Source organism: Micromonospora sp. SCSIO 07396 (assembly GCF_053667945.1).
Map to the genome: position 1 here is coordinate 4,226,206 of NZ_CM132210.1, position 25,490 is coordinate 4,251,695.

Genomic DNA, 25,490 nt, shown 5'->3' on the forward strand with positions numbered 1-25,490 from the left:
CCGTCGCCCGGTTCGGCGGCGTCGGGCGGGTGCCCACCGGTTCCCACCCCGCAACGCCCGTCCCGGGGGACGATCCTCCCGGTAGCGGGCGCGGATCCGGTCAGGCCGCCGGGCCGCCGGAGACCGCGTGGTGCAACTGCGCGCCGATCAGCTTGATCACGTCGGCGGCGTGGTCGTTGAGGTAGAAGTGCCCACCCGGATAGACCCGCACGTCGCATTCGCCGCTGGTGTGCTTCGCCCAGTCGTGCGCCTCGTCCAACGTGGTCACCGGGTCCGCGTCCCCGGTCAGCACGGTGATCGGGGCGTCCAGGCGCTGGTCCGGGTCGGTCCGGTAGGTCTCCACCGCCTTGTAGTCGCCGCGCACCGCGGGCAGGATCATCGGCAGCAGCTCCGGGTCACCCAGCACCCTCGGGTCCGAACCGCTGAGCCGGGCCAGTTCCCGCAGCACGCCGGCATCGTCGCGGGTGTGCACGTAGCGCTCGTCGCGGACCCGGGACGGCGCCCGGCGACCGGAGGCGAACAGGCGCACCGGCGGCTGACCCGTCCGCGTCTGCAACCGCAGCCCCACCTCGTAGGCGAGCACGGCACCCATGCTGTGCCCGAAGAGCGCCACCGGCCGGTCCAGCCACGGCCGCAGCGCCTCGAACACCCCGTCGGCCAGGGCGGTGACGGAATCCAGCACCGGCTCGTGCCGGCGGTCCTGCCGACCCGGGTACTGGATCGCCAGCACCTCCACGGCGGGCGTGAGGGCCCGGGAGACCGGGAACAGATAGCTGGCCGAGCCACCGGCGTGCGGCAACGCCACCAGCCGGATCGCGCTGGTCGGCGACGGGTGGAACCGCCGCACCCAGAGGTCGTTCTCGAGCGTTGCCGTCATCACTGGTCCCCTACGGATCGGCGCTGCGGGTGCGCCCACAGCAGGACGTCTCCAGCGGGCCAACCCCCGTGCCGACGGCTCGACCGACGCACCGACCGACCCGCCGGGCACGGATGTCGAACCGACGCCCCCCGTGTGACGCCGGTGCCCGCTGTCGAAGCGAGCGTAGGAACGTCCGAAACGCCGGGACAACCCCTAAGCGGGGCACCGGGCCCCTAGGCCGGCACCGTCACGACCGGCGGCACGGACGACGGTGGCGTCCCCGCCCACCGCGGGAACGCCACCGTCGGAACCGTACGGTCAGGCCACCGGATGTGCCGGCCGGGACGGTTGGGGGGTCGAGTCCGGCCCGATCCGGACCGCCGGCGGCTCGGTGTCGAGGCGTCCTTCCGCCGCGGTCTGCTCCGCCCGGGTCGCCGGGTCGCCCCCCGTCCCGGCCGGATCGGCCGAGACGGCCGCAGCGTCCGGGTCGACCGCCGGGGTGCCGGCGGGCCCGGCGTCGGCGGGTCCGCCTGACGGATCCTGACCGGGCACCGAGGCCCCCACGTTGCGCAGCAGCACGGCGGCCAGGACCGCAGTCACCACCAGGATGCCGGCCGCGGCGACCGCGGCGACCCGCAGTTCGTCGGCGAAGGCGGCCCGGGCCAGCGCGACCAGCGTGTCCGCCGCGGTGGCGGAGAGGGTACGGCTCTCCTCGACCGCGCCACCCAGGGTCTCCCGGGCGGTCGCCCAGGAGTCGGCCGGGACGCCGTCGGGGGCCCCACCGGACAGCTGCCGCCGGTAGACGTACGTGCCGATGCTGCCGAGGATCGCCACACCGAGCGCCGCGCCGAACTGGCTGCCGGTCTCGGAGAGCCCGGCCGCCGCGCCGGCCCGCTCCGGCGGCGCGGTGGAGACGATCAACTCGGCGCTGAGCGTCAGCACCATCGCGATGCCACCCGTCATCAGCGCCTGGCCCACCACCACCATGGCCAGCCCCGAGTCGTCACCGACCTGGGCGAGCACCAGGCAGCCGGCGGCACCCACCAGCAGCCCCCCGGCGGCGACGTAGGCCCGCCGGAAGCGTTGCGCCAGCATCGGCGCGAGCACCGCCGCGCCGATGCCCGCCGCGCCGGCGGCCGGCAGCGACCACAGGCCGGCGGTGAACGGCCGCAGCCCGAGCACCAACTGGAGGTACTGGCTGATGAAGAACATGAACCCGACCAGCGCGAAGTTGGCGAGCACGTTCATCACCACGGCCGCGCTGAACGCGGGGGCGCGGAACAGCCGGACGTCGATCACCGGGTCGGCGAGCCGGCGCTGACGCAGGACGAACACGGTCAGGAAGAGCAGACCGGCGAGCACACCGGCCACCGGTGGCCAGGTCATGCCGTCCTCGGCGAACTGCTTGATGCCCCAGATCATCGGCAGCACGGCGACGAACGCCAGCACCGTGCTGAGCAGGTCGAGCCGGCCGGCGGCGGGGTTGCGGAACTCGGGCAGCAGCAACGGGGCCAGGATCAGCAGCAGCAGCATGATCGGCACGTTGATCTCGAAGACGGTGCCCCAGGAGAAGTACTGCAACAGCGCCCCGCCGGCCACCAGGCCGATGACGCCACCGGCGGAGAAGCCGGCCGCCCACATGCCGATCGCGGCCCGGCGCTCGTTCTCGTCGTGGAACATGTTGCGGATCAACGACATGGTCGACGGCATGAGCGTCGCACCGGCGGCACCCATCACCGCCCGGGTCCCGATCAGCATGCCGGGACTGGTGGAGAGGGCCGTGGCCACGGATGCGGCACCGAACACCGCCGCGCCGATCATCAGCAGCCGGCGGCGCCCGATCCGGTCCCCCAGGGTCCCCATCGGAATCAGCAGGCCGGCCAGCACGAAGGCGTAGACGTCCGTGATCCAGAGGAGCTGACTGCTGGTCGGCTCAAGGTCCGCCGTGATGAACGGCAGAGCGTACGACAGCACGGTCATGTCCATGCTGATGATCAGTGTCACCATGACGAGTACCGCGAGGCCGATCCACTCGCGGCGGCCGGCCTTTGCCTGCGCTGTAGCCATGGCCGAAAGCTACCACCGGATTTAGACGCTCGTATACATCCGATGGATGAATTAGGGGGTGGTTCCGAGTAGGGTGACGCCCGTGGGTCATCGGGAACGCCTGCTGGCAGGGGCCAGGGTCTGCCTCTACGAGCGCGGCTACACACGCACCACCGCCCGCGACATCGTCGCCGCGTCGGACACGAACCTGGCGTCGATCGGCTACCACTTCGGCTCCAAGGAGGCGCTGCTGACCGCCGCCCTGGTGCAGGCGTTCGAGGAGTGGGGCGTCGAGATCGACCGGGTGCTGCGCGACGGCACCCAGCCCGACCTGATGGACCGGCTGGAGACCATGTGGACCGGCCTGGTGGAGTCGTTCGGCACGCACCGGCCGCTCTGGGTCGCCGGAATCGAGGCGTTCGCGCTGGCCGAGCACCTGCCGGTGCTGCGCGAACAGCTCGCCGAGACGTACACCCGGGCCCGGCCCGCGCTGGCCACCTTCGTCATCCGCAACGGGGGCGAGAACGTCCCCGAGGCGACCCGCAAGGCCGTCGGCTCGTTCCTGCTGGCGTTGATGACCGGCCTGACGGTGCAGCGGCTGCTCGATCCCGAGGCCGCCCCCTCCGGCAAGGACCTGGCCGAGGCACTGCGGGTGATCGTCGGCGCGGTCAACGAATCAGGCGACCCCGAAACCCCGTCCTCCGACGCCTGACCCCCACCCGCCGGGTCGCGTCCCGACCGACCGGACAGGGGTACGACCCACCGCCGCCCGCGTACAGGGGGTCGGGATAGGGGTCGGGGCGGACCCGCCGGACCGGTCACTCCACCCGGACCAGGCCGGCGCGGAGCATGTCCTCCAGCCAGACGTCGAAGTCGCGCCGGGTGACCGCCGGATCGGCCGACCACTGCCGGGCCAGCACACCGGCCGCCCGCTCCAGCGAACCGCCCTGCTGCTGCAACGCGATCCACATCGCGGCGGCGGTCGCCCCGAACCGGTATCGCAGCCCGCTCCGTTCGGAGATCAGCTCAAGCTGCCCGTTCCGGGTGACCTTGGCGACGATGCCCTGTTCGAGTCGCACCCGCATCCTCCCTGCCTCTCCCCGTGTCCACCCTGGTGGCACCCTGCGGCGAACCGTGACGTCCACCAGGCCCGCTCACTACGGTATGAGGTCGGACGGTGACACGGTACGGCCATGGACCCACGTCGAAGGTGGACAAAACCCCACCCGTACGCGGGGAGGAAGCCCGAGGTCCGCCGGCCACCCGTGGGGGTCGGCGGACCTCGGGCCTCCTCGGAAGAGGGTCAGTCCGACGCTTCCAACTCGTCGTCGAGGATGTCGAACAACTCGTCCGCGGTGACCGACGCCAGGTCCCGGGCGTCCGACGTCACCTCGGCCGCCCCGTACGCCGCGTTCCACCGGGACATCAGCGCCTGGAGCCGGACGGTGATCCGGCCCCGCTCCGCCTCGTCCGGCACGGTGCCGTCCAGCAGCGTCTCCCACCGGGCCAGCTCCGCCTCCAGCGACGGCGCGGCCGGCAGGTCACCGGCCATCTCGGACCGGACGAACCGGGCCACCGCCGCCGGGCTGGGGTGGTCGTAGATGAGAGTCGCCGGCAACCGCAGCCCGGTCGCCGCACCGAGGCTGTTGCGGAACTCCACGGCCGCCAGGGAGTCGAAGCCCAGCTCCAGGAAGCCCTTGTCCACGTCCAGCAGGTGCGGGCGGTCGTGCCCCAGCACCTCGGCCGCGCGGGCCTGGACCAGTTCGGTCACGGTCCGGTCGGCGTCATCCGGCGACAGGCCGGCCAGCCGGTCGGCCAGCGGCCGCTCCCCCGCCACCGGGCCGGCCGCACCGGCCGCCGCCCGCCGGGCCGGCGTCCGGACCAGGCCGCGCCACAGCGGCGGCACCCCGTCGGCCCGGGACCGGATCGCGGCCAGGTCAAGCCGGACCGGCAGGGCCACCGCCGGCACCGGCCCGAGGGTCGCGTCGAACAGCGCCAACGCGTCGGGCGTGGACAGTGCGGCCACCCCGGAACGGGCCATCCGGCGCAGGTCCGCCGCACCGAGGTGACCGGTCATCCCGCTGCCCGCCTCGGCCCACAGGCCCCACGCCAGCGCGGTGCCGGCGAGACCGTGCGCCCGCCGGTGCTGGGCGAGGGCGTCGAGGTAGGCGTTCGCCGCGGTGTAGCTGGCCTGGCCGGCGCCACCCAGGGTGGCCGCCGCCGAGGAGAACAGCACGAACCAGCGCAGCGGCCGGTGCAGGGTGAGTTCGTGCAGGTGACGGGCGGCCTCCGCCTTGGGGCCGAGCACCGCCGCCGCCCGCTGCGGGGTCAACGTCGGCAGCAGCCCGTCGTCGACCACCCCGGCCGCGTGGACCACCCCGGTCAGCGGGTGCTCGGCGGGCACCCCGTCGAGCAGGGCCGCCACCGCCGCCCGGTCGGCCAGGTCGCAGGAGGCCACCGTCACCTCCGCGCCGGCCGCCGTCAGCCGGCCGACCAGCTCGTCCACGCCCGGGGCCGCCGGACCGCGCCGGCTGGCCAGCAGCAGCCGCCGTACGCCGTGCCGGGTCACCAGGTGCTCGGCGAGCAACCGGCCCAGGCCGCCGGTGCCGCCGGTGACCAGCACCGTGCCCGTCGGGTCGGGGCCTACAGGCAGCTCACCGTCGGGCACCGGCAACGCCGCCAGCCGGGGTGCGAGCAGACCACCCCGACGGACCGCCAGTTGCGGTTCGCCGTCGACGGCCAGCGCCGCCCGCACCGCCGCCGGGTCCGGCCCGTCGACGTCGATCAGGACCAGCCGGCCCGGGTTCTCCTCCTGCGCGGCCCGGACCAGCCCCCAGACGGTGGCGTCCACCGGTCGGGGCACGTCCTCGCCGTCGGCGGTGGCGACCGCCCGGGTCGTCACCAACGCCAGCCGGGCACCGGCGAACCGGTCGTCGGCGAGCCACCCCTGTACCAGGGACAGCGCCCCGGTGGCCACCACCGAGGGCGAGTCCGACGGGGAACGCCAGGCCACCACGACGGTGCCCGGCGTGCCGTCGGCCTGCGCCGCGAGCGCGGCGAGGTCGGCGTACCGGGGCACCCCGAGGCCGAGGTCGTCGTCGCCGAGGACCACGGTCGTGGCGTCGCCGGTGCCCTGCGGCGTCTCCACCGCGGCCCAGGTGAGCTGGTACAGCGACGAGCGGTGTGCGGCCCGCGCCCCGCCCAGCTGGTCGGCGGCCAGCGGCCGGACCACCAGCGAGGCCACCGAGGCGACCGGCGCGCCGGTGGTGTCGGCCAGGTCGAACGACACCTCCTGCGGGCCGGTCGGGCGCAGCCGCACCCGCAGCGCCGTCGCGCCGGTGGCGTGCAGGGTGACCCCGCGCCAGGCGAACGGAAGCCGGAGCAGGTCGTCGTCCGGTTCGTCCCCGGTCAGGTCGAGGGTGTGCAGCACCGCGTCGAACAGCGCCGGGTGCAGGCCGAACCGGTCGGCCGTGGACGTCGCCTCGTCGGGGAGCGCCACCTCGGCGTACACCTCGTCGCCGTTGCGCCAGGCGGCCCGCAGGCCCTGGAACAGCGGGCCGTAGTGGTAGCCGGCGTCGGCCAGCCGGTCGTAGCGGCCGGCCAGGTCGACCGGGGTGGACCCGGCCGGCGGCCAGGCGTCGCCGGCCGCGCCGGCCGGCGCGGTCGACGCGGCCGGGGCCAGCACGCCGGTGGCGTGCCGGGTCCACCCGTCGACGCCGTCCTCAGGCCGGGAGTGCACGGTGACCGGGCAGCGTCCCGTCGCGTCGGGCGCTGCGACCACCACCTGGAGGTCGATGCCGCCCCGGGGCGGGACGACCAGCGGGGCCTCCAGCGTCAACTCCTCCACCTGGGCGCAGCCGACCTGGTCACCGGCGCGGACGGCCAGCTCGACGAACGCCGTGCCGGGCAGCAGCACCGTCCCGGCGAGGTCGTGTTCGGCAAGCCACGGGTGGGTCCGCAGCGACAGCCGGCCGGTCAGCACGGTGCCGTCGACACCGGCCAGCCCGACGACCGCGCCGAGCAGCGGGTGGGCGGCCGGGCGCTGACCCAGCGCCGGCACGTCACCGCCGCCCGCCGGGGCGTCCAGCCAGAGCCGACGCCGCTGGAACGGGTACGTCGGCAGGTCGGTGACCCGGGCGCCGGTGGGCGCGAACCAGGCCCGCCAGTCCACCGGGACGCCCCGGGTGTGCAGGGTGGCGAGGGCGGTCAGCAGGGTCGCCGCCTCGTCCCGGCCGCCGCGCAGCACCGGCACCAGGGCGACACCGCCGGTGTCGGTGACGCACTCCCGGCCCATCGCGGTGAGCACCGCGTCCGGCCCGACCTCCAGGAACGTGGTGACGCCGGCCGCCTCCAGGGTGGCGATCCCGTCGCTGAACCGGACCGCCTCCCGGACGTGCCGCACCCAGTAGCCGGGGGTGGTGATCTCGTCGGGGTCGGCGAGCCGACCGGTCAGGTTGGACACCACGGGCACCTGCGGCGGGGCGAAGGTCAACCCGGCGGCGACCCGGTGGAACTCGGCGAGCATCGGCTCCATGTGCGGGGAGTGGAACGCGTGGCTGACCCGCAGCCGCTTGGTGCGGCGTCCCCGGGCCCGCCAGTCGTCGGCGAGGGCACCGACGGCGTCGTGGTCACCGGAGATCACCACGGACCGGGGTCCGTTGACCGCCGCGACACCCAGCTCGGTCTCCCGGCCGGCCAGCTCCCGGCGTACCTCGTCCTCGGATGCCTCGACGGCGACCATCGCGCCGTCCTCCCGCATCGCCTGCATCAGCCGGCCACGCGCGGTGACCAGGGTGGCCGCGTCGGGCAGCGACAGCACCCCGGCGACGTGTGCGGCGCTGATCTCGCCGATGGAGTGCCCGGCCACCAGGTCGGGCCGGACGCCCCAGGATTCGAGCAGCCGGTACAGCGCCACCTCGATGGCGAACAGCGCGCTCTGGCTGTAGACGGTCTGGTCGAGCAGCGCGGCGTCGGCGACGTCGGGTTCGGTGTAGAGCACCTCCCGCAGCGGCCGGTCGAGCTGCGCGTCCAGGTGGGCGCACACCTCGGCGAACGCCTCGGCGAACGCCGGGTACGCCGCGGCCAGCTCGCGGCCCATGCCGAGGCGCTGTGCGCCCTGGCCGGTGAAGAGCATGGCGAACCTGCCCGCTGACGGCGTCCCCTGCACCCACTCGGCGGGGTCGGTGCCCTCGGCGGCGGCGCGCAGGGCGCGGACCGCGTCGTCCCCGGCGGGGGCGACCACCACGGCCCGACGCTCCAGCACCGCCCGGGTGGTGGCCAGCGAGTACGCCACGTCGAGGGTGGCCCCGGTGTCGGCGACCAGCCCGGCCTGGGCGCGCAGCGCCTGCGCCGAGCGGGCGGAGAGCAGCCAGGGCAGCACCGGCGGGGTGTGCCGGGCGTCCCCGTCGGCGGGCGTCGCCTCGACCGCCGGCGCCTGCTCGATGATGACGTGGGCGTTGGTGCCGCTGATGCCGAACGAGGAGACCCCGGCGCGGCGGGGCCGCTCCAGTGCCGGCCACTGCTGCGCCTCGGTGAGCAGCCGCACCCCCCCGGCCGACCAGTCCACCTGCGGCGACGGCTGCTCGGCGTGCAGGGTGCGGGGCAGCAGCCCGTTGCGCATCGCCAACACCATCTTGATCACACCCGCGACGCCGGCCGCGCCCTGGGTGTGGCCGATGTTCGACTTGATCGAGCCGAGCCAGAGCGGCCGGTCCTGCGGCCGGTCCTGACCGTAGGTGGCGAGGACCGCCTGCGCCTCGATCGGGTCACCGAGGGTGGTGCCGGTGCCGTGCGCCTCGACCAGGTCGACCTCGTCGGGGCGGACGTCGGCGGCGGCCAGCGCCTGCCGGATGACCCGCTGCTGGGCGGGGCCGTTCGGGGCGGTCAACCCGTTGGACGCGCCGTCCTGGTTGATCGCCGAACCCCGCACCACCGCGAGGACGTGGTGGCCGTGCCGTTCGGCGTCGGACAGCCGCTCCAGCAGCAGCATGCCGACGCCCTCGGACATTCCGGTGCCGTCGGCGTCGGCGGAGAAGGACTTGCACCGGCCGTCGGAGGCCAGCCCCCGCTGGAGGCTGAAGTCGAGGAACGTGTCCGGCTTGGACATCACCGTGACCCCGCCGGCCAGCGCCAGCGAGCACTCGCCGGAGCGCAGCGCCTGCACGGCCAGGTGGATCGCCACCAGCGACGACGAGCACGCGGTGTCGACGCTGACCGCCGGCCCCTCCAGCCCGAGGGTGTACGAGATCCGGCCGGACGCGACGCTCGCCATGCTGCCGTTGCCCAGGTAACCCGCCAACTCCTCGGGCACCTCGGACAGCCGGCTGCCGTAGTCGTGGTACATCACGCCGGTGAACACCCCGGTCGGGCTGCCCTTGAGCGAGGTCGGGTCGATCCCGGCCCGCTCCAGCACCTCCCACGACGTTTCCAGCAGCAGCCGCTGCTGCGGGTCCATGGCGACCGCCTCACGCGGGCCGATGCCGAAGAAGTCCGGGTCGAAGTCGGCCGCGTCGTAGAGGAAACCACCCTCCAGCGAGGACGTCCGGCCGGGCTTGCCGGGCTCCGGGTCGTAGAGGTGGTCGAGGTCCCAGCCCCGGTCGGTGGGGAACGGCGAGATGGCGTCCGCGCCGTCGACCAGGAGCTGCCACAGGTCCTCGGGGGTGCGGACCCCGCCGGGGAAGCGGCAGCTCATCGCGACGATGGCGACGGGTTCGTCGACCACCGGCCGGACCACGGTGGTCGGCTGTGCCTGCGCCGGACCGCCGAGGAGCGTGCCGTGCAGGTAACCGGCCAGCGCCGTCGGGTTGGGGTAGTCGAAGACCAGGGTCGCCGGCAGCCGCAGCCCGGTGGCGGTGTTGAGCTTGTTGCGCAGCTCCACGGCGGCCAGCGAGTCGAAGCCGAGTTCCTTGAACGCCCGCGCCGGCTCGACGGCGGTGCCGCTGTCGTGGCCGAGGACGGCCGCGACGTTGGCCCGGACCAGGTCGAGCAGCACCCGGTGCTGGTCGTCTGCGCCGAGGGTGACGAGCTGCCGGTGCAGGCCGGAGCCGGTGGCCGGGGTGGCCTGGCCACCTGCCGCCCGCCGGGCCGGGAGCCGGACCAGGCCGCGGAACAGGGCCGGCAGGTGTTGGCCCTGGGCGCGCAGCGCGGCGGTGTCCAGCCGGACCGGCACCAGCAGCGCCTCGTCGCCGGCGACCGCCGCGTCCAGCAGGGCCAGACCCCGGTCGGAGTCCAGCGGCAGGACGCCGGAGCGGGCCATCCGGGCCACGTCGGCGTCGCCGAGGTGCGCGGTCATCCCACTGCGCTGCTCCCAGAAACCCCAGGCCAGCGACGTGGCCGGCAGACCGAGCGTCCGCCGGTGCACGGCCAGGGCGTCGAGGAAGACGTTCGCGGCGGCGTAGTTGGCCTGGCCCGCCCCGTCGAGGACCCCGGCGGCGGAGGAGAACAGCACGAACGCCGACAGCTCCCGGTCGCGGGTGAGCTCGTGCAGGTGCCAGGCCGGGTCGGCCTTGGCCCGCCACACGGTGTCGAGCTGTGCCGGGGTCAGGGCGGTCAGCAGGCCGTCGTCGAGGACCCCGGTGGTGTGCACGACGGCGGTCAGCGCCGGGATGGCGTCGAGCAGCCCGGCGACGGCGTCCCGGTCGGCCAGGTCGGCGGCCACCACCTCGACGGTGGCCCCGAGGCCGGTCAACTCGTCGCGCAGCTCCGCCGCACCCGGCGCGGTCAGCCCGCGCCGCGAGGTCAGGACCAGGTCCCGCACCCCGTGCACCGTCACCAGGTGCCGGGCGACGAGCGCGCCCAGCACACCGGTGCCGCCGGTGACCAGGACGGTGCCGTCGGCCCGCCAGGACCCACCGGTGGTGGTGGCGCGGGTCAGGCGCGGCACCCGCACCTGACCGTCGCGCAGCGACAACTCCGGCTCACCGGTGCCGACCGCCGCCAGGATCTCCTCCACCGGGGTCTCCGGGTCGGCGTCCACCAGCACGAGCTGGCCGGGGTTCTCCGCCTGCGCGGCGCGGACCAGGCCCCAGATCGGGGCGTGGGCCAGGTCGGTGCCGCCGTCGACGGCACCGTCGGTGATCACGACCAGCCGGGCGGCGGCCTGGGTCGGGTCGGCCAGCCAGGACTGGAGCAGGGCGAGGGTCTCCCCCACCGCCGTACGGGCGGCGGTGGCCGGGTCGAGTTCGGCGGCGGGCGGGGTGAGCGGGGCGAGCACGACGTCGGGGACGCCGAGGCCGAGGCCCTCCAGGTAGCCCCACGACTCGGCGGCGGTGCCGGTGGGCACGGTCACCCAGTCGACGTGGTAGAGGTCCCCGTCGGTCGGGGCGGCGGCGGTGAGCTGGACCGGCCGGGACACCAGCGCGCCGATCACGGCGACCGGTTCGCCGTCCGGGTCGGCCAGGTGCAGGGTGGCGGACTCCGGGCCGCTGGCGGTGACCTTCACCCGCAGGGCGGTCGCGCCCGTGGCGTGCAGCGTCACATCCGTCCAGGCGAACGGCAGATACGGCGGACGACCCACCGGCACCGGCTCACCGATCCCCACCACCTGCAACGCCGCATCCAACAACGCCGGATGCACCCCGAACCGCGCCGCCTCACCATGCGCCTCCTCCGGAAGCGCAACCTCAGCAAACACCACCTCACCAACCCGCCAGGCAGCCTGCACCCCCTGGAACACCGGACCATACTCGTACCCCTGCACCACCAGCTCGTCATACAACCCCGCCGTCGCCACCGGCACCGCCCCCGACGGCGGCCATTCCCGCAGGTCGAAGCCGGGGTCGGTGACGTCGGCGGAGAGCACGCCGGTGGCGTGCCGGACCCAGCTGCCGGTGTGTTCCGGCCGGGAGTGCACGGTGACCGTGCGGCGGCCGGTGTCGTCGGCGGCGGCGAGCAGCAACTGCACCTGTACGGCCCCCTGCTCGGGCAGGATCAGCGGGGCGTGCAGGGTCAACTCGTCGAGGTGACCGAGCCCGACGTCGTCCCCGGCGTGCAGGACGAGTTCGACGAAACCGGTGCCGGGCAGCAGGACGGTGCCGTTGACGGCGTGGTCGGCCAGCCACGGGTGGGTGTCCAACGAGATCCGGCCGGTGAACAGCACCTCACCGGACTCGGCCATGGTGACGGCGGCCCCCCACAGCGGGTGCCCGGCGGAACCGAGACCGGCGGAGGTGAGGTCGGCGCTGCCACCGGTGGCGTTCAGCCAGTAGCGGCGGCGCTGGAACGGGTACGTCGGCAGCGGCACCTCACCGCGCGGACGCGCCGGCAGCACCGGCGACCAGTCGACGGTGACGCCCCGGGCGAAGGCCTCACCGAGCGAGGTGAGCCAGCGACGCAGCCCGCCCTCGCCCCGGCGCAGCGACCCGACGGCGGCCACCTCGAACCCCGCATCGGCGGCGGTCTCCTCGACACCCATCGTCAGCACCGGATGCGCACTGCACTCCAGGAACACCCGCATCCCGGCGTCGAGCAGGGCGCGGGTGGTCTCCTCGAAGCGGACGGTCTGCCGCAGGTTGGTGTACCAGTAACCGGCGTCCAGACCGGTGGTGTCCAGCACCCCGCCGGTGACTGTCGAGTAGAACGGGACGGTGGCGGCCCGCGGCGTGACCTCGGCGAGGTCGGCACGCAGCCGCTGCTCGATCAGCTCCACCTGCGCCGAGTGCGACGCGTAGTCCACGTTCACCCGCTTGGCCCGCAGGCCCTCGGCGGTCAGCGTCGCGACCAGGTCGTCGACGGCGTCCGGGTCACCGGAGACGACGACCGAGGAGGTGCCGTTGACGGTGGCGATCGAGATGCGGTCGGCGTAGCCGGTCAGCCGTTCGGCCGCCGCCTGTGCCGGCAGGCCGATGGAGGCCATCGCGCCCCGACCCGCCAACACCTCCGCAATCGCCAAACTCCGCAACGCCACCACCAACGCCCCATCCCGCAACGACAAACCACCCGCCACCACCGCCGCCGCAATCTCACCCTGCGAATGCCCAATCACCGCATCCGGCACCACCCCAAACGACCGCCACAACCCCGCCAACGACACCATCACCGCCCACAACACCGGCTGCACCACATCAACCCGCTCCAACGACGGAGCACCCTCCACACCCCGCAAAACCTCCACCAACCGCCACTCCACAAACTCCGACAACGCCACCCCACACTCATTGACCCGCTCCGCAAACACCGGAGACGAATCCAACAACTCCACCGCCATCCCCACCCACTGCGAACCCTGCCCCGGAAACACGAAGACCGTGCCGCCCTGGAGCACGCCGGGTGCGGTGCCGTCGGCGGCGAACGCCCGCGCCCCGGCGACGAAGTCGCTCCGGTCACCGACGATCACCGTGCGGCGGTCGAGCAGCGCCCTACCGGTCGCCAGCGCGTACGCGAGGTCACCGGCCTTGACGGACCCGTCGCCCGCGACGTCGGCCACCCGGGCGGCCTGCTCCCGCAGGGCCTGGTCGGTACGGGCCGACAGCACCCAGGGCAGCAGCTCCGGCTCGGGGGCGTCGACCGGCGGCTCCTCGGCCGGGGGCGCCTGTTCGAGGATGACGTGGGCGTTGGTGCCGCTGATGCCGAACGAGGAAACCCCGGCGCGGCGGGGCCGGTCCAGCGCCGGCCACGGCTGCGCCTCGGTGAGCAGCCGCACCTCACCGGCCGACCAGTCCACCTGCGGGGTGGGCTCGTCCACGTGCAGGGTGCGGGGCAGCACCCCGTTGCGCATCGCCAACACCATCTTGATCACGCCCGCGACACCCGCCGCACCCTGGGTGTGCCCGATGTTCGACTTCACCGAGCCGAGCCAGAGCGGCCGATCCCCGGGACGTTCCTGACCGTACGTGGCCAGCAGCGCCTGCGCCTCGATCGGGTCGCCGAGGGTGGTGCCGGTGCCGTGCGCCTCGACGGCGTCCACCTCGGTCGCCGGGATGCCACCGGCCGCCGCGAGCGCCTGCCGGATCACCCGCTGCTGTGAGGGACCGTTCGGGGCGGTGAGGCCGTTGGACGCGCCGTCCTGGTTGATCGCCGAACCCCGCACCACCGCGAGGACGTGGTGGCCGTGCCGTTCGGCGTCGGACAGCCGCTCCAGCAGCAGCATGCCGACGCCCTCGGACATCGCCGTGCCGTCCGCGCCGGCCGCGAAGGACTTGCACCGGTGGTCGGCGGCCAGGCCCCGCTGGAGGCTGAACTCGATGAACGTGTCCGGGGTGGACATCACGGTGACGCCGCCGGCCAGCGCCAGCGAGCACTCGCCGGAGCGCAGCGCCTGCACGGCCAGGTGGATCGCGACCAGCGACGACGAGCACGCGGTGTCGACGCTGACCGCCGGCCCCTCCAGGCCGAGGGTGTAGGCGATCCGGCCGGACGCGACGCTTGCCATGCTGCCGTTGCCCAGGTAGCCGGCGAGTTCCTCGGGCACCTCGGGCAGCCGGCTGGCGTAGTCGTGGTACATGACCCCGGCGAAGACGCCGGTGAGGCTGCCGCGCAGCGAGTTCGGGTCGATGCCGGCCCGCTCCAGGGCCTCCCACGAGGTTTCCAGCAGCAGCCGCTGCTGCGGGTCCATGGCGACCGCCTCACGCGGGCTGATCCCGAAGAAGTCGGGGTCGAAGTCGGCCGCGTCGTAGAGGAAACCACCCTCCATGGCGTACGTCTTGCCGGTCCGGCCGGGCTCCGGGTCGTACATGCCGGCCAGGTCCCAGCCCCGGTCGGTGGGGAACGGGGTGATCGCGTCGGTGCCGTCGGCGAGCAGCCGCCACAGGTCCTCGGGGGTGCGGACCCCGCCGGGGAAACGGCAGCTCATCGCCACGATGGCGACGGGTTCGTCGTCGGCGACGGGGGTGGCCACGGTCGGGGCCTGCGGGGTGGCCGCGCCGAGGATCCTGGTGTGCAGGTAGTCGGCGAGCGCGGTCGGGTTGGGGTAGTCGAAGACCAGGGTCGCCGGCAGCCGTAGCCCGGTGGCGGTGTTGAGCTTGTTGCGCAGCTCGACGGCGGCCAGCGAGTCGAAGCCGAGTTCCCGGAACGCCCGGGACGGCTCGACGGTGGCCGGGCTCTCGTGGCCGAGCACCCCGGCGACGTTGGCCCGGACCAGGTCGAGCAGCAGCCGCCGCTGGTCGGCGTCGGCGAGGCCGAGCAGTTGCCGGTGCAGGGCCGAGCCGCCGACCGGCGTCGCGGTCGCACCGGCGGCGCGCCGGGCCGGGAGCCGGACCAGGCCCCGGAACAGGGCCGGGAGCTGCTGACCCTGGGCGCGCAGCGCGGCGGTGTCCAGCCGGACCGGCACCAGCAGCGCCTCGTCGGTGGCCACTGCCGCGTCGAGCAGGGCGAGGCCCTGGTCGGTGCCGATGCCGAGCACGCCCGAGCGGGCCATCCGGGCCACGTCGGCGTCGCCGAGGTGCGCGGTCATCCCACTGCGCTGCTCCCAGAAACCCCAGGCCAGCGACGTGGCCGGCAGACCGAGGGCCCGCCGGTGCGCGGCCAGGGCGTCGACGAAGACGTTGGCGGCGGCGTAGTTGCCCTGCCCGGAGCCGTCGACCACGCCGGCGGCCGAGGAGAACAGCACGAACGCGGACAGCTCGCGGTCCCGGGTGAGGTCGTGCAAATGCCAGGCCGGGGTGGCCTTGGCCCGCCACACGGTGTCGAGCTGCGCGTCGGTGAACGCGGCGACGGTGCCGTCGTCCAGCGCGCCGGTGGTGTGCACGACGGCGGTCAACGCCGGGATGGCGTCGAGCACCCCGGCGACGGCGTCCCGGTCGGCCAGGTCGGCGGCCACCACCTCCACGGAGGCACCCAACGCCGTCAACTCGTCCCGCAGCTCCTCCGCACCCGGCGCGGTCAGGCCACGCCGCGAGGTCAGCACCAGGTCCCGCACCCCGTGCACCTCCACCAGGTGCCGGGCCACCAACCCGCCCAGCACACCGGTGCCGCCGGTCACCAGCACCGCACCGTCGGCCCGCCACACCGGGTCCCCGGCGGCGGCGCGGGCCAGGCGCGGCACCCGCACCTGACCGTCGCGCACCGACAACTCCGGCTCACCGGTGCCGACCGCCGCCAGGATCTCCTCCACCGGGGTCTCCGGGTCGGCGTCCACCAGCACGAACTGACCCGGGTTCTCCACCTGGGCGGCCCGCACCAGACCCCACACCGGGGCGTGCACCAGGTCGGTCACCTGGTCGGCGGCGCCGCTGGTGAGCACCACCAGCCGGGACTCGGCCAACCGGGGGTCGGCCAGCCAGCGCTGCAGCAGCGCGAGCGCCGTACCCACCGCGGTCCGCGCGGCGACCTCGACGTCGGCGACCGGTCCGTCATCGGTGAGCCGGGCGAGGACCAGCTCCGGCACCTCGTCGGCGAGATCCGCCAGGTGGGACCACGAGGGCGTCGTCGGGGTGGCGGGCACCGCGACGGTGGTCCAGTCGACCCGGTAGAGGTTGCCCTCGGTGGTGGCGGCGGCGAGCTGCACCGGCCGGGACACCAGGGAGCCGATCTCGGCGACCGGCGCACCGGTCGGGTCGGCCAGATGCAGGGTGACCGCCTCCGGGCCGGTCGGGGTGACCCGCACCCGCAGGGCGGTCGCGCCCGTGGCGTGCAGCGTCACATCCGTCCAGGCGAACGGCAGATACGGCGGACGACCCACCGGCACCGGCTCACCGATCCCCACCACCTGCAACGCCGCATCCAACAACGCCGGATGCACCCCGAACCGCGCCGCCTCACCATGCGCCTCCTCCGGAAGCGCAACCTCAGCAAACACCACCTCACCAACCCGCCAGGCAGCCTGCACCCCCTGGAACACCGGACCATACTCGTACCCCTGCACCACCAGCTCGTCATACAACCCCGCCGTCGCCACCGGCACCGCCCCCGACGGCGGCCACGCCGACAGGTCGAAGCCGGCGGCGGCCGGGGTGTCGGTGAGCACGGCGGTGGCGTGCCGGGTCCACGGCTGTTCCGCCTCGGCATGCTCGGCCCGGGAGTGGACGCTGACGGTCCGCCGGGTCGACTCGTCGGCGGCGGTCATCAGCAGCTGCACCTGCACGGCCGCGCGCTCGGCGAGCAGCAGCGGGGCGTGCAGGGTCAGCTCCTCCAGGTGGCCGAGGCCGACGTGGTCACCGGCGTGCAGCACCATCTCGACGAAGGCCGCGCCGGGCAGCAGGACGGTGCCGTTGACGGCGTGGTCGGCCAGCCACGGGTGGGTGTCCAGCGAGATCCGGGCGGTGAACAGCACCTCGCCCGACTCGGCCATCGCCACCGACGCCCCCCACAGCGGGTGGCCGGCCGCGCCGAGGCCCACCGACGCCACGTCGGTCGTGCCGCTGGTCGCGTCGATCCAGTAGCGGCGACGCTGGAACGGGTACGTCGGCAGCGGCACCTCACCACGCGGACGCGCCGGCAACGCCGACGACCAGTCCACCGGCACCCCACGGACGAACGCCTCACCCAGCGAGGTGAGCCAGCGACGCAGCCCGCCCTCGCCCCGGCGCAGCGACCCGACGGCGGCCACCTCGACCCCCGCATCGGCGGCCGTCTCCTCGACACCCATGGTCAGCACCGGATGCGCACTGCACTCCAGGAACACCCGCATCCCCGCCCGCAGCAGCACCCGGGTGGTCTCCTCGAACCGGACGGTCTGCCGCAGGTTGGTGTACCAGTAACCGGCGTCCAGACCGGTGGTGTCCAGCACCCCGGCGGTCACCGTGGAGTAGAACGGCACGGTCGACGACCGGGGCGACACCTCGGCGAGGTCCTCGCGCAGCCGTTGCTCGATCAGCTCCACCTGGGCCGAGTGCGACGCGTAGTCCACGTTCACCCGCTTGGCCCGCACCTCCTCGGCGCTGAGGGCGGCGACGAGGTCGTCGACGGCGTCCGGGTCACCGGAGACCACCACCGACGACACCCCGTTGACGGTGGCGATGGACACCCGGCCGTCGTAGGCGTCGAGGCGCTCGCGGACCCGCTCGGCGGGCAGGCCGATGGAGGCCATCGCGCCCCGACCCGCCAACACCTCCGCAATCGCCAAACTCCGCAACGCCACCACCAACGCCCCATCCCGCAACGACAAACCACCCGCCACCACCGCCGCCGCAATCTCACCCTGCGAATGCCCAATCACCGCATCCGGCACCACCCCAAACGACCGCCACAACCCCGCCAACGACACCATCACCGCCCACAACACCGGCTGCACCACATCAACCCGCTCCAACGACGGAGCACCCTCCACACCCCGCAAAACCTCCACCAACCGCCACTCCACAAACTCCGACAACGCCACCCCACACTCATTGACCCGCTCCGCAAACACCGGAGACGAATCCAACAACTCCACCGCCATCCCCACCCACTGCGAACCCTGCCCCGGGAACACGAACACCACCCCGGAGCCGCCCTGCAACGGCGTCGGCACCGCGGCCCCGGCGACCAGGGCGTCCGCGCCGGTCAGGAAGTCGGTGACGTCACCGACGACGACGGCCCGCCGGTCCAGCGCCGCCCGCCCCTTCGCCAGCGTGTACGCGAGGTCGCCCGGGTCGGTGGTGGCGGCGGACACGGCGGCCCGGAGCTGGGCGGCCTGGGCGCGCAGCGCCTCCTCGGTCTTGGCCGAGAGCACCCACGGCAGCACGGCCGGCGGCGCGACGATCTCGCCCTCCAGCTCGACCGGCGGGGCCTCCTCCACGATGACGTGGGCGTTGGTGCCGCTGATCCCGAACGACGACACGCCCGCCCGGCGCGGCCGGTCCAGCGCCGGCCACGGCTGCGCCTCGGTGAGCAGCCGCACCTCACCGGCCGACCAGTCGATCTGCGGCGACGGCTCGTCGGCGTGCAGGGTGCGCGGCAGCAGCCCGTTGCGCATCGCCAACACCATCTTGATCACGCCCGCGACACCTGCCGCACCCTGGGTGTGCCCGATGTTCGACTTGATCGAGCCGAGCCAGAGCGGACGCTCACCCGGCCGGCCCTGCCCGTACGTGGCCAGCAGCGCCTGCGCCTCGATCGGGTCGCCGAGGGCGGTGCCGGTGCCGTGCGCCTCGACGGCGTCCACCTCGGTCGCCGGGATGCCACCGGCGGAGGCCAGCGCCTGCCGGATCACCCGCTGCTGCGAGGGGCCGTTCGGCGCGGTGAGCCCGTTGGACGCGCCGTCCTGGTTGGTGGCCGAGCCCCGGATCACCGCGAGCACCTGGTGGCCGTTGGCCCGTGCGTCGGACAACCGCTCCAGCAGCAGCATGCCGGCGCCCTCACCCCAGCCGGTGCCGTCGGCCCCGGCGGCGAACGACTTGGACCGGCCGTCCTTGGCCAGGCCCCGCTGGCGGCTGAAGTCGATGAACGTGTCCGGGGTGGACATCACCGTGACGCCACCGGCCAGGGCCAGCGAGCACTCCCCGGCCCGCAGCGCCTGCACCGCCAGGTGGATCGCCACCAGCGACGACGAGCAGGCGGTGTCGATCGACACCGCCGGCCCCTCCAGGCCGAGGGTGTAGGCGACCCGGCCGGAGACGATGCTGGCCAGGCTGCCGTTGCCCAGGTAGCCGGCCAGTTCGTCGGGCACCTGGTGCAGGCGCAGCGCGTAGTCGTGGTACATGACGCCGGCGAAGACACCGGTCGGGCTGCCCTTGAGCGAGGTCGGGTCGATCCCGGCCCGCTCCAGCACCTCCCACGACGTCTCCAGCAGCAACCGCTGCTGCGGGTCCATCGCGACCGCCTCACGCGGGCTGATCCCGAAGAAGTCCGCGTCGAAGTCGGCCGCGTCGTAGAGGAAACCACCCTCCATCGAGTACGTCTTGCCGGGCTTGCCGGGCTCCGGGTCGTACATGCCGGCCAGGTCCCAACCCCGGTCGGTGGGGAACGGGGAGACCGCGTCCACGCCGCCCTCCAGCAACTCCCACAGCTGCTCCGGGGTGCTCACCCCGCCGGGGAAGCGGCAGCTCATCGCGACGATCGCGATCGGCTCCTGGGTGAACGAGGCCGACGCCAGCTCCGGCACCACCACGTCCACGTCGGTGCCGAGCACGGTGGAGACCACGAACTCGGCGAGCGCCACCGGCGTCGGGTAGTCGAAGACCAGGGTCGCCGGCAGCCGCAGCCCGGTGGCGGCGTTGAGCCGGTTACGCAGCTCCACCGCGGCCAGCGAGTCGAAGCCCAGCTCGTTGAAGGCGCGGCGGGGCTCGATCGCCTCCGCGCCGTCGTGGCCGAGCACGGCGGCCACGTGCGCGCGGACCAGGTCGAGGGTGACCCGGTCCCGTTCGGCCGGGGTGAGGCCGGCGAACTGCCGGGCCAGCCCCTGCGCGGCGTCCGCCGGGCCGGCAGCCTGCGCGGCCCGCCGGGCCGGCAGCGGTACCAGGCCGCGCAGCAGCGCCGGCACCCCGTCGGGCCGGTTGCGCAGCGCGGTCAGGTCGACCCGGATCGGGGCGAGCACCGGCTCGTCGACGCCGAGCGCCGCGTCGAGCAGGGCCAGGTTCTCGGCCGGGCTGAGGCCGGGCATGCCGGACCGCTCGATGCGCTGCAACGCGGCGGCGTCCAACTGGCCGCCCATGCCGCTGTCGCCGGTCCACAGACCCCAGGTGAGGGCGACGGCGGGCCGGCCCTGCGCCCGGCGGTCGGCGGCCAGCGCGTTCAGGGTGGCGTTCGCGGCGGCGTAGTTGCCCTGCCCGGCGCAGTCGAGCAGGCTCGCCAGGGAGGAGAAGAGCACGAACGCGGTCAGGTCGGCGTCGCGGGTCAACCGGTCGAGGTTGACCGCGCCGTCCAGCTTGGCCTTCAGCACCGCGTCGATCCGCTGCGGGGTGAGCGAGCCGATCGTCCCGTCGTCGACGATGCCGGCGGCGTGCACCACCGCCCGCAGCGGCCGGTCGGCCGGGACGGCGGCGAGCAGCGCGGCCAGGGCATCGGCGTCGGCCGCGTCGCAGGCGGCCACCTCGACGCTCGCGCCGGCCGCTTCCAGCTCCGCGCGCAGCTCCGCCACACCGGCCGCCGCCGGCCCACGACGACTGGTCAACAGCAGATGACGTACGCCGTGGTTGCCGGCCAGGTGCCTGGCGACGTGCGCGCCGAGCCCGCCGGTGCCGCCGGTGACCAGCACCGTACCGTCGGTCGGCCAACCGGCGTCGTCGCTGCCGTCGGGGGTGGTGGCGACCCGGGCCAGCCGGGGCACACTGATCTCCCCGTCGCGTACCCGCAGTTCCGGTTCGCCGGTGGCCAGGGCGGCGGCCAGCAGCGGCGCGGGAGCGTCGGCGAGCCGGACGGTGACGAACCGGTCCGGGTTCTCCGTCTGCGCCGCCCGCAGCAGACCCCAGACCGCCTCGGTGGCGAGGTCGTCGGCACGGCTGACGAAGACCAGCCGGGTGCCGGCCAGCCGCGCGTCGGCCAGCCACTGCTGCACCAACGTCAACGCACCGGCGGTGGCGGCCCGGACGTCACCGGCGGCGACGCCGACGAACGCGAACTCGGGCGCGGTCGCGCCGGCGTCGATCGCGGCACCCAGCGCGGCCGGGTCGGCGTGCCGGGTGGCCGAGCCGATCCGCTCGTCGCCGAGCACCACCCAGCGGGGGGTGCCCGCCGGGGCGGGCCGGTGCCCGAGCTTCGTCCACTCCAGCCGGAACAGCCGCTCGTGGTAGCCGCCCCGGGCCGCGGTGAGCTGGGCGGTGGAGACCGGCCGGGAGACGAACGACCGCACCGTGGCCACCGGTGCGCCGGTGGCGTCGGCGAGGGTCACCGACACGCTGTCTCCGGCGGCCGGGGCGATCCGCACCCGCACCTCGGCCGCACCGGCGGCGTGCAGGGTGACGTCGTTCCAGGCGAACGGGATGCGCACCTCGTCGTCGGTGGGCTCGCCCCGGCGGGCCGCGTCGATGGCGTGCAGGGCGGCGTCGAGCACCGCCGGGTGCAGGCCGAACCGGGCCGCCTCGGCCCGGCTGTCGGCGGGGAGCGCGACCTCGGCGTACACCTCCTGGCCGTGTCGCCAGACGGCCTTGAGGCCCTGGAAGACCGGGCCGTAACCGTAGCCCTGGTCGGCGAGTTCGGCGTAGATGCCGGCCAGGTCGACCGGGCGGGCGTCGCGCGGCGGCCACTGGGTGAGCGGCTGCCCGGCGTCGGCGGGCTCCGGGGTGAGGAAGCCGCTGACGTGCCGGGTCCAGAGCTGGTCGTCCGGGTCGGACCCGTCGGGCCGCGAGTAGACGGCCACCGGGCAGCGGCCGGCCGGGTCGGCGACGCCGACGACCACCTGGAGGGCGACACCGCGCTCGTCGAGCGCCAGCGGAGCCTCCAGGGTCAGCTCCTCGACGGTGGGGCAGCCAACCTGGTCGCCGGCCCGCACGGCCAGCTCGACGAACGCGGTGCCGGGCAGCAGCGCCACCCCGGAGATGGTGTGGTCGGCCAGCCACGGGTGGCTGCGCAGCGACACCCGACCGGTGAGCACCACGCCCTCGCCGCCGGCCAGGCCGACGACCGCGCCGACCAGCGGATGCCCGGCGGCGAGCTGACCGAAGCCGGTCGCGTCGGCGCTGCCGCCACCGGATTCCATCCAGAACCGGCGACGCTGGAACGGGTACGTGGGCAGCGCGACCCGGCGGGCCCCCCGGGCGGCGAAGAACGCCGTCCAGTCCACCGGCACGCCCCGCACGTGGGCGCGGGCGACGGCGGTGACGACGTCGGTCTCCTCGTCGTGGTCGGCGCGCAGCAGCGGGGCGAAGACCACGTCGGCGTCGTCGTCGAGGCAGGCCGGACCCATCGCGGAGAGCACGCCGGCCGGACCCAGTTCGAGGAAGGTGGTGACCCCCTCGTCGACCATCGCCCGGACGGCGTCGGCGAACCGGACGCTGTCACGCACGTGCCGCACCCAGTAGTCGGGGTCGCACAGTTCACCGGCGAGCACCGGCCGGCCGGTGACCGTGGAGACGACCGGGATGGTCGGCGGGCGGTAGGTGAGCACGTGCGCCAACCGGCCGAACTCGGCGAGCATCGGCGTCATCAGCGGCGAGTGGAAGGCGTGGCTGACCTTGAGCCGCTTCGTCTTGTGCCCGGCGGCGGCGAGGGCGGCGACCACCTCCAGCACGGCGTCCTCGTCGCCGGAGACCACCACCGAGGTCGGTCCGTTCACCGCGGCCAGGCCCACCTGCTCCTCGCGGCCGGCCAGCAGCGGGCGGACCTGCTCCTCGGTGGCCTGCACCGAGATCATCGCGCCCTCGGCGGGGAGCTGCTGCATGAGCCGGCCGCGCGCGGCGACCAGCAGGGCGGCGTCCTCCAGGGAAAGCACCCCGGCGACGTGGGCGGCGGCCAGCTCACCGATCGAGTGCCCGGCGAGCAGGTCCGGCCGGATCCCCCACGACTCCAGCAGCCGGAACTGGGCGACCTCCACCGCGAACAGCGCGCACTGGGTGTAGGCGGTCTGGTCGAGCAGGGCCGCCTCGGCGGTGCCGGGCTCGGCGAACAGCACGTCGGCCAGCGGCACGTCCAGTTGCAGGTCGAGCCAGCCGCAGGCGTCGTCGAACGCGGCGGCGTAGACCGGGTAGCTGCGGTGCAGCCGCCGGCCGGCGTCCAGCCGCTGGCTGCCCTGCCCGGTGAACAGGAAACCGAGCCCACCACCGGTGGCCTGGCCCAGGTGTACGCCGGGCACGTCGCCACCGGCGGCGAGGGCGGCCAGGTCACGGCTGGCCCCGGGCCGGTCCCGGGCCACCAGCACCGCCCGCTGCTCCAGCGCGGTCCGGGTGGTGGCCAGCGAGTACGCGACGTCGAGCAGTTCCGGGGCGTCCCCGTCGGTGTTCACGACGGCGAGCAACGCGGCGGCCTGGTCGCGCAGCGCCGCCTCGCTGCGGGCGGAGAGCACCACCGGCAGCACCTCGCTGGGCAGCTGCGGCACGGCCGGCACGGCCTCGTCGTCGACAGCCGGCGGCTCCTCGACGATGACGTGCGCGTTGGTGCCGCTGACCCCGAACGAGGAGACCCCGGCCCGGCGCGGGTGGCCCGGGTCGTCCCACGGGCGGGCCTCGGTGAGCAGCGCGACGGTGCCGGCCGACCAGTCCACGTTGGGGGTGGGCGCGTCGACGTGCAGGGTCTGCGGCAGCACCCGGTGCTTCATCGCCATCAGCACCTTGATCACCCCGGCGACGCCGGCGGCGGCCTGCGAGTGGCCGATGTTGGACTTGAGGGAACCGAGCCACAGCGGCCGGTCGGCGGGGCGTTCCCGGCCGTAGGTGGCGATGATCGCCTGGGCCTCGATCGGGTCGCCGAGCCGGGTGCCGGTGCCGTGCGCCTCGACCAGGTCGACGTCGGTGGCGGCCAGACCGGCCGAGGCCAGCGCGGACATGATCACCCGCTGCTGGGACGGCCCGTTCGGGGCGGTCAACCCGTTGGACGCGCCGTCCTGGTTGATCGCCGAACCCCGGATCACCCCGAGCACCCGGTGGCCGTTGCGGCGGGCGTCGGAGAGCCGCTCCAGCACCAGGATGCCGACCCCCTCGGCCCAGCCGGTGCCGTCGGCCGCCGCCGCGAACGGCTTGCACAGCCCGTCCGGGGCGAGGCCCCGCTGCCGGCTGAACGCGGTGAACGCGCCCGGGTGCACCATCACCGCGACCCCACCGGCCAACGCCGTGGTGCACTCGCCGCGCTGCACGGCCTGGCAGGCCAGGTGCAGGGCGACCAGCGAACCCGAGCAGGCGGTGTCCACGGTCAGCGTCGGGCCCTCGAAGCCGAAGGTGTAGGCGAGCCGGCCGGACACCACGCTCGGCGCGTTGCCGGTGAGCAGGTAGCCGTCCAGGCCCTCCGGGGCCTCGTGCAGCCGGGGGCCGTACTCCTGCGGTTCGGCGCCGATGAAGACACCGGTCTGGCTGCCGCGCAGCGACGCCGAGTCGATACCGGCGTCCTCCAGCGCCTCCCAGGCGGTCTCCAGCACCAGCCGCTGCTGCGGGTCCATCGTCATCGCCTCGCGCGGGCTGATGCCGAAGAAGTCCGCGTCGAACTCGGCCGCGCCCTCCAGGAAACCGCCCTGACGCACGTAGGTCTTGCCCGGCTTGCCCGGGTCCGGGTCGTAGAGGCCGTCGGTGTCCCAGCCCCGGTCGGTCGGGAAGTCGCTGATCACGTGGCGGCCCTCGAAGACCAGCCGCCACAGGTCGTCGGCGGAGGTGCTGTGCCCCGGGTAGCGGCAGCCGATACCGACCACCGCGATCGGCTCGTCGTCGGCGGCGGGCCGGCGCAGCGGCGCGGCGACCGGCGCGGGCGCGGCGTCCCCACCGAGCAGGGTCCGCAGCAGCCGCCCGACCGCCTGCGGCGTCGGGTGGTCGAAGACCAGGGTGACCGGCAGGTCCAGGCCGGTCGCGGCGGCGAGCCGACGGTGCAGCTCGACCGCGGCGAGCGAGTCGAAGCCCAGGTCGCGGAAGGGCCGGCCGGGCTCGACCGCGTCCGGGCCGTCCGGCAGTACGGTCCGCAGCACGTCGCGGGCCTGCTCCCGGACCAGCGCGGTGAGCGCCCGGTCCTGCTCGTCGGCCGTGCGGCCCTCCAGCCGTCGCCGCAGTGCCGACAGGGCGTCGGGCTCGGCACCGGTGGGGTTCACGGACTCGCTCATGGCACGCTCCACTAGGTCTCCGGGTTCGACGCCCGGCTCGGTGTGTCGGCTTTCGGCGCC

The 25,490-nt window shown here is 74.6% G+C and carries 5 protein-coding genes; 1 reads left to right on the plus strand and 4 read right to left on the minus strand.

Annotation, left to right across the window (positions count from 1 at the left end):
- Positions 1-100 precede the first annotated feature (100 nt).
- Both ACWCHM_RS18195 and ACWCHM_RS18200 read right to left on the minus strand, forming a co-directional pair.
- The gene (locus ACWCHM_RS18195) at positions 101-877 is read right to left on the minus strand and encodes a thioesterase II family protein (protein ID WP_454219113.1); all 777 of its coding nucleotides are present in this window, start codon (positions 875-877) and stop codon (positions 101-103) included.
- A 300-nt stretch (positions 878-1,177) separates the two neighbouring features.
- Positions 1,178-2,926 (minus strand): MFS transporter, encoded by a 1,749-nt coding sequence (locus tag ACWCHM_RS18200; RefSeq protein WP_204957238.1) that lies wholly within the window; start codon positions 2,924-2,926, stop codon positions 1,178-1,180.
- A gap of 82 nt (positions 2,927-3,008) precedes the next feature.
- On the opposite strand from ACWCHM_RS18200, the gene ACWCHM_RS18205 reads away from it, so the two are divergent.
- Positions 3,009-3,617 carry a TetR/AcrR family transcriptional regulator gene (locus ACWCHM_RS18205; protein WP_204957237.1) on the plus strand — a complete coding sequence of 203 codons (609 nt, stop codon included), beginning with the start codon at positions 3,009-3,011 and terminating at the stop codon, positions 3,615-3,617.
- 106 nt (positions 3,618-3,723) lie between these two features.
- Here ACWCHM_RS18205 and ACWCHM_RS18210 read toward each other — a convergent pair whose 3' ends face one another.
- Positions 3,724-3,990: a PqqD family protein gene (locus tag ACWCHM_RS18210; RefSeq protein ID WP_204928161.1), complete on the minus strand. Its 267-nt coding sequence runs from the start codon at positions 3,988-3,990 to the stop codon at positions 3,724-3,726.
- Between the two features lie 218 nt (positions 3,991-4,208).
- Positions 4,209-25,430 (minus strand): SDR family NAD(P)-dependent oxidoreductase, encoded by a 21,222-nt coding sequence (locus ACWCHM_RS18215; protein WP_454219116.1) that lies wholly within the window; start codon positions 25,428-25,430, stop codon positions 4,209-4,211.
- Positions 25,431-25,490 lie beyond the last annotated feature (60 nt).